Source organism: Gordonia lacunae (assembly GCF_002149015.1).
Lineage (GTDB): Bacteria > Actinomycetota > Actinomycetes > Mycobacteriales > Mycobacteriaceae > Gordonia > Gordonia lacunae.
The window spans coordinates 198,751-211,614 of record NZ_NGFO01000003.1; the positions used below are offsets into that span (position 1 = coordinate 198,751).

11 protein-coding genes are annotated in these 12,864 nt (G+C 69.1%); 3 read left to right on the top strand and 8 right to left on the bottom strand.

Annotation, left to right across the window (positions count from 1 at the left end; genetic code table 11):
* Positions 1 to 247 precede the first annotated feature (247 nt).
* The gene (locus CA982_RS04040) at positions 248 to 1,492 is read left to right on the top strand and encodes an HNH endonuclease signature motif containing protein (RefSeq protein WP_086534059.1); all 1,245 of its coding nucleotides are present in this window, start codon (positions 248 to 250) and stop codon (positions 1,490 to 1,492) included.
* A gap of 145 nt (positions 1,493 to 1,637) precedes the next feature.
* Here the strand turns inward: CA982_RS04040 and CA982_RS26805 are convergent, their stop codons facing one another.
* From CA982_RS26805 to CA982_RS04050, 3 genes are all read right to left on the bottom strand, one after another.
* Entirely contained in the window at positions 1,638 to 1,967 is a 330-nt protein-coding gene (locus CA982_RS26805) for a hypothetical protein (RefSeq protein WP_244176120.1), read from the bottom strand.
* A gap of 49 nt (positions 1,968 to 2,016) precedes the next feature.
* Complete coding sequence (locus CA982_RS26810; RefSeq protein ID WP_244176121.1) at positions 2,017 to 2,355, bottom strand: hypothetical protein; 339 nt, start codon at positions 2,353 to 2,355, stop codon at positions 2,017 to 2,019.
* Positions 2,356 to 2,475: 120 nt separating this feature from the next.
* Positions 2,476 to 3,591, bottom strand: a complete 1,116-nt coding sequence (locus CA982_RS04050) for an ADP-ribosylglycohydrolase family protein (RefSeq protein WP_086534060.1) — start codon at positions 3,589 to 3,591, stop codon at positions 2,476 to 2,478.
* A 117-nt stretch (positions 3,592 to 3,708) separates the two neighbouring features.
* Here CA982_RS04050 and CA982_RS04055 point away from each other — a divergent pair, with 117 nt between their 5' ends.
* Positions 3,709 to 4,713 (top strand): TIGR00341 family protein, encoded by a 1,005-nt coding sequence (locus CA982_RS04055; RefSeq protein ID WP_086534061.1) that lies wholly within the window; start codon positions 3,709 to 3,711, stop codon positions 4,711 to 4,713.
* A gap of 91 nt (positions 4,714 to 4,804) precedes the next feature.
* On the top strand, positions 4,805 to 5,122 hold the full coding sequence (locus CA982_RS04060) for a hypothetical protein (RefSeq protein ID WP_086534062.1): 318 nt from the start codon (positions 4,805 to 4,807) through the stop codon (positions 5,120 to 5,122).
* Positions 5,123 to 5,251: 129 nt separating this feature from the next.
* Here the strand turns inward: CA982_RS04060 and CA982_RS04065 are convergent, their stop codons facing one another.
* The 5 genes from CA982_RS04065 to CA982_RS04085 all read right to left on the bottom strand — a co-directional run bounded on the left by CA982_RS04065 (position 5,252) and on the right by CA982_RS04085 (position 12,635).
* A complete protein-coding gene (locus CA982_RS04065) occupies positions 5,252 to 7,408 on the bottom strand; it encodes an acyl-CoA dehydrogenase family protein (RefSeq protein WP_086534063.1) in 2,157 nt (718 codons plus the stop codon).
* Positions 7,409 to 7,481: 73 nt separating this feature from the next.
* Positions 7,482 to 9,143, bottom strand: a complete 1,662-nt coding sequence (locus tag CA982_RS04070; RefSeq protein WP_086534064.1) for a dipeptide ABC transporter ATP-binding protein — start codon at positions 9,141 to 9,143, stop codon at positions 7,482 to 7,484.
* Entirely contained in the window at positions 9,140 to 10,078 is a 939-nt protein-coding gene (locus CA982_RS04075; RefSeq protein ID WP_086534065.1) for an ABC transporter permease, read from the bottom strand. Before CA982_RS04075 ends, CA982_RS04070 begins: the two co-directional genes overlap by 4 nt.
* A 2-nt stretch (positions 10,079 to 10,080) precedes the next feature.
* Complete coding sequence (locus tag CA982_RS04080; protein WP_086534066.1) at positions 10,081 to 11,037, bottom strand: ABC transporter permease; 957 nt, start codon at positions 11,035 to 11,037, stop codon at positions 10,081 to 10,083.
* Positions 11,038 to 11,039: 2 nt separating this feature from the next.
* On the bottom strand, positions 11,040 to 12,635 hold the full coding sequence (locus tag CA982_RS04085) for an ABC transporter substrate-binding protein (RefSeq protein WP_086534067.1): 1,596 nt from the start codon (positions 12,633 to 12,635) through the stop codon (positions 11,040 to 11,042).
* Positions 12,636 to 12,864 lie beyond the last annotated feature (229 nt).

Here is a 12,864-nt window from a genome sequence, read left to right on the forward strand (position 1 = left end):
CATCGGTGACAACTGCAGTGCCACACAACCGGCCGGACCGGCGAAGGTGAAGCACCCCGCCTCCGGCAGTGATCCGTCTCCAAGCAGGCCGTCCACCCGTGTGACTAACGGGGTTTCTGTTCACCACAGTCCACCACGGTTCACCACTGGTGCGTGAGTGATATAGTCTGCCGCGCAGTCAGATTCGGCGAAGAATGGGTTGTGGAGAAACTTCGTCGTCGAACGTTTGGGCGAGTACCTTGGTGTCATGACCTCGATCACCGCACTCCGCGACACCCTCATCGGCCTGCCGCCACCACCCGACGACGGGACCGGTCGCGCCGTGTTCGAGCGTCTCGACGAACTGCGGGTGCTGCGCAACGTGCTCGATCACCAGATCGCCGTCCACATAGCGCTTTTCGACGCCTCTGGTGCCGCGGCGCGCGCGGGCTCGACGACCCGGTCGTGGCTGATCGAGATGGGAATGCCCCCGGCAGCCGCCGGCCGTGGTGTGCGGATCGCCGGTGGCCTGGCGTCGTTGCCGAAACTCGCCGACTGCGCCGCCGACGGATATCTGTCTGCCGAGTGCGTGGATGCGGTGGTCCGCGGCATCACTCTCATCGACACACGTGCTCCGGCAGCGCTGTCCGACGACGACCGGTCGCTGGTCGAGAGCGAGTTGCTCACCCAGGCGTTCTCCGGTGCCACACCCGCCGAGATCAACGACCACGCCCGGAGTATCGCAGTCCGGGTCGCAGCCACTGACCCGGACGCGGTTGCGGCGGCTGATGATGCGTCACTGAACACCGTGCACACCCGCGTCACCGAAGATGGTCGGGTCGCGATCACTGCCGATGTGACCGCGGTGATCGGCGAGAAATTTCTGTCGATGATCGACGAACGCTCCTGCCCGCGGCCGGAACCCGACGGCGCTGACGATCGCCGTGGTGTGGCGCAGCGTCGCGCCGATGGGTTGGAACTCCTTCTCGATCAAGCGGCGATCGGTGCGGCGATGACGACCGCCGGCGCACCCCGCACCCAAGTCCTGGTCACCATCCCCGCGGACGGCGCTGATCCGGCGCGCCTGCCGTGGGTCGGGGCGGTCACAGCATCGACAGCCCGTCGCCTGTCGTGTGACGGCGGAGTGGCCGAGATCGTCCTCGACGACGAGGGCGTGCCGTTGCGGATGGGCACCACGAAACGATTGTTCCCGCACCATCTGCGGCAGGCGATCATCGTGCGTGACGTGTGTTGCGTGAAATGCGGTGCCCCCGCCGCACATACACAGGTCCATCACATCGTGCACTGGGCTGATGGTGGTGCGACCGATCTGGACAACGGGTGCCTGCTGTGCCAGCGCTGTCACACCCAGGTGCATCACCACGGCTGGCGCGTGGTGATGGGCCCCGACCGGCACCCGTGGTTGATCCCGCCGGCCGACATCGACTCCCGCCGCCTACCCCGACCCGCCTACAACCGGCGCACCATGCGACTCGACGACGCCCCCGTCTAACCGCCCCACCCCCAGACCCTCCGGCGCCGACCCGACGCCACACGACCTTTGACAACTCCACAGTGTGCAACCACCCCCTGACCACCGGGGTCTCGTAGCGACAATCGGCTTGCAGCAAGCATTTCCGCCGCGATGTCCCGGTGGCTCAGGAGACAGTGCCGGCGACGCGCCGGTTCTGGCCCTTCATCGCGCTCGTCGGTGACGACTGCGCTCCGGCCGACGCTCGATCCCGCCGCACGACCAAACCGATGGCGACAGCCGCGACGACGGCGTAGACGAGACCGGTGACGACGGCTCCGCCGATGGTTCCGACCGCCTGCCCGGCCACGCCGATCACGGTGCCCAGAACGATCACATCCAGTCGACCTACCACCAGACCGATCACCGCCGTGGACCAGCCGACGACGAGGAGCACGCCGACCGTGGGCAGGGTCGTCGCGAGCCGCACCCCCACGCCGGCGAGACTCGCAACCATCGAGACCAACAGGCATGCGCCACAGACACATTGGGCCACCAGGAGTGAGTCACTCGCTCCGGTCGCGAGGATCGCGGCGATCAGTGCGCTCCCCCCGCGAGCGCACCGATCGCCCACGCCAGTGCGCCGACCAGGTACGCGCTGCAGGAGGTCGCCGACGATCCCCGCGAGGAAGGCGATCGGCAGCACCGTGCGTGTGTCGGACGAGCGGGCCGCGCGCCGAGATCAGCAGGACGATGATCAGCGCGATGAAGTAGGTGGCGAACAGCACCGACGCCGCGGCGGGCCCGAAGTCATGGGTCTCCACGTACCCCGGGAGCAGCGGCGTCATCGCATTCGAGCCGCAGATGGCGAGGATGAACCCGACCCCGGAAGCGCCTGCCAGCACACGAATTCCACGGCCGGTTCTCGGAGCGGTTACCATGGGAGAACTCAAGCCGACGTCTGTGACCACCGGGCAACCCTGTCGTGGCCGTCGTATTGCGCACCTCGCCGGCGCGCCGAGAGATCAACCGACCGGGCGAAGGTCCGAGGGCGTCCCCGGACGCGGTCCCCAATACTTCTCGACCCAGCTGCCCGACCCGGCCTGCGCATCGGGCTCGGGGATGTCCCAGTCCACGAAGTCGTAGAGGTCGCGTGACATCTCGACGATGACGTCGCGGAGTTCGAGGGACGCCAGCCACCGCTGCGGGATCGCTGCGACGCCGTCGCGGGCACCCAGCAGATTACCGGCGATCGCGCCCGTGGAGTCCGAGTCGCCGTCGTGGTTGACCGCGATGATCACCGCGTCTTCGAGGTCCTCGGCCACGAGGGCGGAGTAGATCGCGATCGCGAGTGCTTCCTCTCCGACCCAGCCGCCGCCGAGACGCGTGATCGCCGCCTCGTGGGACAGGCCCGAACCGGCCAGTGCCTCGGCGGCGTCGAGCGCAGCCAGGGTCTCCTCGTATCCGGCACGAGTCCGGAGGACCCCTTTCGCGACCGTCAGCGCCTCGGGCAGGCTCGCCCCGGCGACCAGATCGCGGATCGCGACCGCGAGGACACCGGCGGGCAGCGAACCGGAGGGGTGCCCGTGCGTGAGCGAGGCGAGGGTGGCCGCGAGATCGAAAGTGCCTGCGGCCGACCACTCCGCGCGGGCCGCGAACAACCCCACGGGCGCGACCCGCATGACGCCCCCACACCCCTTGCTGTCGTTGTCGGCGGGCGCGCCGGGGCGAGTGGTCGCCCGCAGCGCCTCGAGGCAGGTGGCGCCGGGCGCCCGCCGGCTGTGGAGCTGCCGGTGTCCCGCCAGCCAACTCGACCGTTCGCTCGTCGCGAGTACACCGTGGCGCGGATGGCCGCCCTGGGTGATGAACCAGCGCAGGTAGGCGCGTGCCGTGGTGGCCGCGTAACAGGAGATGCCTCCCGCGCAATCACGCACCCACGCGCGCAGCAACCCTTCGGCGGTGAACAGCGTCATCTGGGTGTCGTCGGTGATGGTGCCGACGCCGCCGTACGCTGCCGCATACGAGGTGATCCCCCGGGCTCCGAACCGCTCGACGATCGTTTCCCGGGCGGAGAACTCGACCGCCCCGCCCAGGGCGTCGCCGACCGCCCCCGCGAGTAGACATCCGCTGAATCGATCCATCGTCGCCCCCTAGAGTTCTCCCCGGCGTTTCCCCATGGTCACATGCGCGGCCCGAACTCGCTGGACAGCGGACCGCGGCGGGGTATTTTCGGAGGACCTCGAGACGAAGGGGATCCGATGACGCTCTCCCTCATCCCCGCTTCCCAGCGGCGCACCCTGGATGAGATCGACGAACGTCTCGACTTCTCGGTCGGCGACCGCACCGCCAAACGCAGCGCCTTCTGGTTGATGCTCACCTTGTCCGGCATCATCGCGGTGTCGGGTGTCGTCGCCGACAGCACGGCAACGGTCATCGGCGCGATGATCGTCGCGCCGCTGTCGACCCCGATCCTCGGCATCGGGCTCGGAATCGTCACCGGCCGTGGACGACTCGTGCTCGCAAGCATCGGCTACGTGCTCGCCGGGGTGGTCCTGGTGACGGCCCTCGGCGTCGTGTTCGCGCAGTTGCTCCCCAACCCGACCAACGTGCTCGCCAATTCGCAGGTCCTGGGCCGGACATCGCCGACGCTCGTCGACCTCCTGGCCGCGCTGGCCACCGGTATGGCCGGCGCGGTGGCCATCACACGTCGCGACGTCGGTGACGTGTTGCCCGGCGTGGCCATCGCCATCTCCCTGGTGCCGCCGCTCGGGGTCGTCGGGGTCTGCCTGGGGTCGGGAGCGCCCTCGCTCGCGCTGGGCGCATTCGTGCTGTTCGCGTCGAACGTGGTCGCGATGATCATCACGAGCCTGGTCGTGCTGACGATCGCGGGCTACGGTCGCGAAGCCGCTGAGGCCGCCCAGGACGCGGGCGAGCAGCACTCGAGCCGGTCGCGACGACGGGCCTACGCCGTACTCGCCATCGCGCTCGTCGTCGTCACGGTTCCGATGGTCGCGAACTCGCTCTCGTCACTGTGGTCCCGGCAGATCGCGACCGCGGCGGAGTCGTGGCTGGGATCCACCGGAAGCGTCACGTCCGAGGTCACCGGGGTGTCCTGGACCGGCAGTACGGTGACGGTCAGCGTGCTCGCCCCACCCGATCTGCCGCCGGTCGGCGAGCTCCAGACGACGGTCGACGAGTTGGTCCCCTGGGACCCCGAGGTCGTCGTCGTCCACACGGTCGGCGAGCGGTCGGGCGCCGGCTGACCGACGGTCGGACCGCTCGCGCGAGCCCCTGGCGACTCGCCGACCGGAGGTGACATCACTCGAACACACGTGCGAAACTGTGCATGTGGGCATGAAGTGGATTGGCGGGGACAACGGCCAACCACACCGGCCCGCCTTCGTGCGGGTCGGCCACAAGGCGGTGCTCATCGACCTCGGCGCGCTCTACCCCAACGCACCGCACTTCAGCGGCGAATACCACCCCGACGGGCTGCAGATCCGCTCGGTGCACCTCGGCGTCCTCACCGAGTGGGGACGCGACGAGTGGGGCGCCTGGTACGGCAAGGTCACCTACACGATCACGTCCAAGGACCGGCAGGAGAAGGTCACGCACTGGGTGCCGTCGTGGGCATTGCGCCCCGCCGGTGATCCCCCGCCCGGGCGCCGGTGACCCTTCGAGGCTCGCTTCGCTCGCACCTCAGGGATCGAGGGTGGCGTCGCTCGCACCTCAGGGATCGGGGGTAGCGTCATCAGGGATCGAGGGTGGCGTCGCTCGCACCTCAGGGATCGGGGCGACTCCTCAGCGGTTGAGCGGGTCGCGCGGCAACCCGAGGATGCGCTCGGCGATCTGGTTGCGGGTGATCTCCGACGTCCCGCCGGCAATCGACATCCCGCGGGCCCCGAGTATCAGCAGGCCGGCCAGCTTGCCGGGGCCGGCCGAGAACGCGACATCGGGTCCGAGCAGTTCCGCAGCGAGATGGGCGCGATCGCTGAGGTGTTCGGCGAGAAGCAGTTTCGTGACATTGCCCTCGGGTCCGGGGCCCGCGCCGACAACCGACCGGGCGGCGCGACGCAGATTCAGCAGTCGCAGCGCATCCTCGACGGCGAGGAACTCCCCGACCGTCGTGGCCGCTCCCTCGACCCGGTCGCCGTAGCCCTGGACGAGCGCCACCATCTGCTGCACCGCACCGTCGCTGCCCGGCGCGCCGCCACCGATGCTGACGCGCTCGTTGCCGAGGGTCGCGCGGGCCACCGCCCAGCCGTCGTTCGGGGTGCCCACCACGTCGGCGTCGGGGACGAAGACGTCGGTGAAGAACACCTCGTTGAACTCGGAGCCGCCGGTGATCTGACGCAGCGGGCGTACCTCGACACCCGGCGCCGACATGTCGATCAACACCGCGGTGATGCCCTTGTGTTTGGGGGCATCCGGGTCGGTCCGTACCGTCGCCAGGCCTCGCCGGCACAGGTGGGCGCCGCTGGTCCAGACCTTCTGGCCGTTGATGCGCCAGCCGCCGTCGACGCGAGTGGCCCTCGTGCTGACCGCCGCCGCGTCCGACCCCGCGCCCGGCTCGGAGAACAACTGACACCACACCTCGTCGCCGAGCAGGGCCGGCCGCACGAACCGGTCGATCTGGTCCTGCGTCCCCTGCTGGATGAGGGTGAGGATGACCCATCCGGTGATGCTGTAGTCGGGGCGCTTCACACCCGCCGCAGCCATTTCTTCCTCGATGACGAGTTGCTCGACGGAGTCCGCGGCACGCCCCCACGGCCTGGTCCAGTGGGGCATCACGTAACCGGTGTCGATCAGCCTCTCCCGCAGCGCGACCGGGTCGTCGAGACCGGCGAGGTCGGCGATGTCGGCCCGTACCCGGGCCCGTAATTCCTCCGCTTCGGGCGGCAGGTCGAGACTGTTGGCGCGGGTGATGCCGGCCGCGGAGTACTCGTAGACGTCGCGGGCAGGCCGCTGTCCGCCGAAGAACGCCTGCAGCACGGCGGCGCGGCGCAGATGCAGGTGCGCGTCGTGCTCCCAGGTGAACCCGATCCCACCGTGCACCTGGATGTTCAGCTCCGCATTTCGCGTGTACGTGGGCAGCGCCAGCGCCGCGGCCGACGCCGCGACCAGTCCGAGGGCATCGGCCTCCTCGTCGGCCGCCCGTGCGGCGTCCCACACCACCGCGGTGGCGGCCTCCGCGCCGACGAGCATGTTCGCGCAGTGGTGTTTGACGGCCTGGAACGAGCCGATCGTCCGGCCGAACTGCTCGCGGACCTTCGCATAGGCCACCGCGGTGTCGAGCGCGTCCCGCGCCCCGCCGACGGCCTCGGCCGCCACCAGTGTGCGAGTGAGCGCCAGCGCGGTGGCCGCGAGTCGGGGCAGACGGGTACCGGCGGCATCCGACAACGACACCCTCGCCGACCGCCGGGTCGGGTCGAGATCGGCCTGCGCACCCACCTCGACACCGGGGTCCGACGACTCGACCACCCACACGTCGTCGTCGGCGATGAGGACCAGCAGATCCGCGAGCGGTACGCCGAGCACCGCGTCGACGTGACCGGAGACCGTGCCACCGGACTCGGTCAGTCCCGGCGCGAGCGCGACACCCGCGGTGACCGTCCCGTCGACGAGTGACCTGAGCCAGCGAGCTCGCGCCGCGTCGTCGGCACGAGTCAGGATCGCCGAGGCGATCACGGTGGGCAGAAAGGGGCCGGGCGCCACGGCGCGCCCGAATTCCTCTGTGACGACGACCAACTCGGCGACGCCGTAACCGGAACCGCCGTACTCCTCGGCGACGTGCAGACCCAGCCACCCGAGGTCGGCGACCTCAGGCCAGAAGGTGGGTCGGGCCTCCTCTGCCGCATCCAGACGATCACGCGCCTGCGCCCGCACCTTGCGGTCGACGGTGAAATCGCGCACCACCGAGGCGAGTTCGACGTGGTCTTCGGTCAGGGCGATGCTCATGGCGACTCCCGGGATCGTCGGTCACCCGATCACACCATCTCCGCCCGTTCCGGGGTGGACGCTTGAGACAAACTCATCGAATCCGTTCCCGGCGCGCCCGTTGCACGACCGGGTCCGGGAACGGCACGGCATCGACGAGGTCCCTGGTGTATTGGTTCTCGGGCCTGGTGAGCACATCCCGCGCCGGGCCGCTCTCCACGACCCCACCGTTGCGCAGCACGACGACGCGATCCGCGACCTGTTCGACGACGGCCAGATCGTGGCTGATGAAGATCGCCGCGAAACCGAACTCGCGCTGGAGATGAAGGAAGAGGTCGAGCACCCGCGCCTGGACGGAAACGTCCAGGGCACTCGTCGGCTCGTCGGCGATCAGCAGGTGGGGGTCCGCCGACAGGGCCCGTGCGAGCGCGACCCGTTGCCGCTGTCCACCGGACAGCTCGTGCGGCAGGCGGTGCGCGAACGACGTGGGCAGCTGGACCGCCGAGAGGAGTTCGGCCACGCGCGCCGCCCGCTCGGCGCGCGTACCGATGCCCTGGATGTCCAGGGGTTCGCGGATCGATTCGGCGACGCTGAACCGGGGATCCAGCGACGCCGTCGGGTCCTGCGGGACGAAGGCGACCCGCCGGCGCAGCGCCTGCAGCCGCGCCTTCGAGACCGCGGCGATGTCGTCGCCCTCGACGAGGATGCGGCCGGCCTGCACGGGTACCAGCCCGCCGATGGCGCGTCCGAGTGTGGTCTTGCCCGAACCGGATTCGCCGACCACGCCGAGGACCTCGCCGCGGCGCACGGTCAGCGACACGTCGGCGAGTGCGGTGTGCGGACGGGCGCCGAATCGGCCGGGGTGACGCACGGTGATCCCCTCGACCGCGACGACGGTCTCCGGCACGTCGTCGGTGACGGCCGGGCCGACTGGGACGGCGACATCGACATCGCCGTCGGGCAACCGCGGCACGGCGGCCAAGAGCTGCCGGGTGTAGGGCTGCTGCGGTGCCGCGAAGATGTCGTAGACGTCGCCGGTCTCCACGACCTCGCCGAGTTGGACGACGACGACGCGGTCGGCGATGTCCGCGACGACACCGAGGTTGTGGGTGATCAGCAGGATTCCGGCACCGGTCCGATCACGCAGTCGGACCAGGAGGTCGAGGATCTCGCGCTGGACCGACACGTCGAGCGCGGTGGTCGGTTCGTCGGCGAGCAGCAGGACGGGATCGTTCGCGAGCGCGAGCGCGATCACGACTCGCTGTTTCTGCCCGCCGGACAGCTGGTGTGGGTAGTGGTCGATCCGCGTCTGCGGATCGGGGATGTCGACGAGCGTGAGGAGTTCGACGGCGCGCGCCCGCGTCCGCTGTCGGGAGACGCGCCCGTGCGCGCGCAGGGCCTGCCGCAGTTGCCATCCGATGGTCTGCGACGGGTTCAGCGCCGTCTGTGGTTCCTGGAAGACCATCGCCACCCGGTCACCGCGGATGCCGTCGAGCACGCGTTCGGGCCGGTTGAGTATCTCCACGCCGTCGACCCGCACCGACCCCGTCGCGCGGGCCGTGTCGGGGAGCAGCCCGATGGCGGCGCGCGCGGTGACGCTCTTGCCGGACCCGGACTCCCCGACCAAGGCGACGATCTCACCCCGGTCTACCCGGAGGCCGATGCCCGCCACAGCCGGCCGGGGATAGGAGAAGTCGACATGCAGGTCGTCGACGACGAGGGCCGGGGACGTCTCGTTCGAGCTCTCGACGGTCATCGTCCGACCCTCCGGTCATGCGAGATGGACTGGGCGATCAGGTAGAACCCCAGGACGAGGACCGACACGATCAGCAGCGGGCCGAGGGAGAACCACGGGTTGGTCTCCAGATACCCGTTGCCGGTCGCCAGGATCGACCCCAGCGACGGGGTCGGGGCGACCACTCCGACCCCGAGGTAACTCAGCGCGCCCTCGATGAATACCGCCAGCGACAGCGAGAGCGCGAACTGCACCGCGAGCGACTCGACGGAGTTGGGCAGAACGTGCCGCAGCAGCACCCGAGAGGTCGACGCGCCGCTGACCCGCGCGGCCTCAACGTAGGGCATCTCCCGGATCCGCAACACCGAGGTGCGGGTGAGCCTGCCGAAGATCGGGATCTCGGCGACGGCGATGACGATTCCCACCGTCAGCGCACCGGGACCCAGGATGGCCGTGAGCGTGATGCCCAGGATCAGGGCCGGGAACGCCAGGATCACATCGAACACCCGCTGGGCGACCACGTCGCTGACCGGACTCGAGACGGTGACCAGCCCGGCGAGAATGCCGATTGCGGCACCCGCCGGCACCGCGGTGAAGATGATCAGCAGATCGATCCGGATGCCGTAGAGCACCCGGGTCAGCAGGTCGCGGTTGACCTCATCGGTGCCCAGCCAGTGTTGTGCGTTCGGCGACAACAGGTATGCGCCGTCGATCTGCTGGTCGGGCCCGAACGCGGTGAGGAAGGGGCCGACGATCGCGAGGAGGACGACGACACCGACGAGCACGCTCCCGACCAGTCCGGGCCCCCGGAACAGGCTGCGCCACAACGGCGATCGGGACCCGCGGATCTCGCGGTCGTCCGGACCCTCGGGCAGCAACCCGGGCGCGAGGTCGACGTCGAGCGGCGTGCCGGTCGATGCCGACGCGTTCGGAAACCCGGTGAGGCTGTGGGACATGTCTATTCACCTGCCAGACGGATACGGGGGTCGAGCCAGGCATGTGCGATGTCGGCCAGCAGCTGGATGATCACGAAGACCGCCACCGACAGCAGGACGAGCACCTGGACGAGCGGATAGTCGCGGGAGAAGATCCCCTCCTCGGTGAGCAGCCCGAGTCCGGGCCACCCGAAGATCGATTCGACGAGCACGGCTCCGCCGAGCAATGCGCCGACCGTCAGGCCGAGAGCGGTCAGAGTGGGAGGGAGAGCATTCCGCAGAGCATGTCTCAGGATGATGTCGGAATGCGACACCCCCAGGGCGCGCGCGGTCAGCACGTACGGCTGCCGCAGCTCGGTGCGGATCGACTCGGTGAGGAAGCGTGCGAGCATCGCACCCGCCGGCAGTCCCAGCGTGAGTGCGGGCAACAGGAGGTACTGCGCGCTGATCTGCAGGCTGTCGGTGAATCCGTCGGGAGGTGTGCCGCCTGCCGGCAGCCATCGGAGTTTGACCCCGAACACCAGGATGAGCACGGTGCCGACGACGAACGTCGGCAGCGCGATCGCGGCCGCGTTCACGCTCGTGAGCGCCGCGTTGAGAAATCTGTTGTCCCACAGCGTCGCCGCCAGGCTCAACCCGAACGCCAGGACCAGCGCGACGACGAGCGCGGCGCCGGTGAGGATCAGCGTGTTCGTCAGGCCGTAGGTGATGAGGTCCCCGATGCTGCCACCGACCTGATAGCTCTGACCGAAGTCGAGGGTGAGCAGACCGCCGATCCAGGTGACGTACTGCGCGAAGAAGCTGCGGTCCAGACCCAGGTCGTGGCGGATCGCCGCGAGCGCCTCCGGCGAGGCGTCGGGCCCGGCGAGAGCCGCCTCGGGGCCGCCCGGGATGAGTCGCACGATGGAGAAGATGAGCAGTGACGCGACCGCGAGCACGATGATCGCGGTCGGCAGCCGGCGAGCCAGGTATCCGAACATGTCTACTGCTTCCCTGCCGAGGTGAGGTACGTGTGGGCGAGATGGAGTTGGTTGCGCCGGTCCCAGTCGACGTTGCCCACCGACGCGGCGGTCGCCACCTTGGTGAGGACGACGCCGACCTCCACGAGGAACAGGTCGCCCAGCCAGATGTCGTCGAGTCGGCGATAGGCGGCGAGGGCTTCCGGCGACGAGCCGTCCGGAACCTTCCACGCCGCCTCGGCCGCGGCCGCGTAGGCCGGGTTCACGTAGTTCGACGAATTCTTGGCCGCGTTGAACGGGTACGCCGACACCGCGAGTGTCGACGGGGTGAATTGCGCAAACCCGTGCTGCAGCAACCACAATCCGGCGAACTTACCGCCGATGAGCTTGGACGCCTGCTGGGTCTGGTCATTGGGCACCAGCTCCACGGTGATCCCGACGTCCTTGAGGTTCGACTGGACGATCTCGGCGATGACCCGGTCGACACCCTGAGTGGAGAAGTCCAGCGCCAGCGGAGGAATCGGTCCGACCTCGGCGAGAAGGGCTCGTGCGCGGGGTAGATCACGGGCGTAGGTGGTGTTGTCGGCGGGCTGGAACGCGGGAGACCACTCCGGCCACGGCAGGTTCACGGTGTAACCGCTGCCCCGGTAGACATCGGCGATGATCCGTTCGCGATCGATCGCCAAGGCGATCGCGCGGCGGATCCGCACATCGGACAGCACCGGGTTGGCGACGTTGATGCCCACGTACTGCTGGGACTCGGCGCCGGTGAGGGTGATCTCCTTGAAGCCGTATCGCGAGGTGACCAGTTGCTGGTCGTGGTAGCTGAGCCCGTCTGCGACATCGAGCTGACCGGTGCGCAGCCGGGTCGACAACGACTGATCGTCCTTCACCACGACGAACCGGACGGCGTCCAGCGGAGGGGCCCCTCCCCAGTACCGGTCGTTGCGCACCAGACGGACCGAGGAATTCGGTTGCCACGACTCGAACCGGAACGGGCCGGTGCCGTTGAACCGCCTGCCCGCCTTCAGATCGGCCAGGGTGTTCCCGTCGATGATGGGGGCCGAGTCGAGCAGGTCGAAGATGTTGCTCAGCGGATGGGCGAATCCGAGAACGATGCGATGCGGGTCCGAGGTGTCGAAGCCGGTGATGGCTGCGGCCGTCCGCTTGAACTGCGGTGTCCACGGCCCACCCACGTACGCCCTGATGGAGTTCTCCACGTCGGTGGAGACGAACGGCCGGCCGTCGTGGAAGGTGACGTCGCGGCGCAGATCCAGGGTCAGCGACCGTCCGTCCGGGGACAGCTGCCACCCGGTCGCGAGCGAGGGTTCGACGGTGAGCGAGTTTCGCGCGTAGCGGATCAGCGTGTCATAGGTGTTCGCCACGACATGCCCGTTGAGATTGCCGGTCCCGATCTGCAGAAAGGTCTTCGGCGACAGGTCGTTGAGCACACCGACCCGCAGCTCGCCGCCGCGCGGTGCGGGCTCGCCGGGCTCCAGCGACCGGACCGCGGAGTTCTGTTGCCGGGACACGGCGGACTGGCAACCGGTCACCGCGAGCAGTGTCGTGACGGCCACGACCAGCACGCAGCCCACACGGACGCTTCGACGTCGGAGCATATGGATTCGGCAATTCTGTGATGGCTGCGGACGTGCCGCAGGGCGGACCGGGGTCTCGGGAGGGATCGACACCTCCGAGGTGGGGGTTCGACGCCCATTCTGGACAACCGACCACAAGAGATGCGTCCTTGGATTTCACCGGGATACAACCCTTGACACCCGTGGGGCCGTGCGGCACCGTGCGTCGTGCCCGGTATCCGACGACCCCGGACGCGACGACAGGAGGATC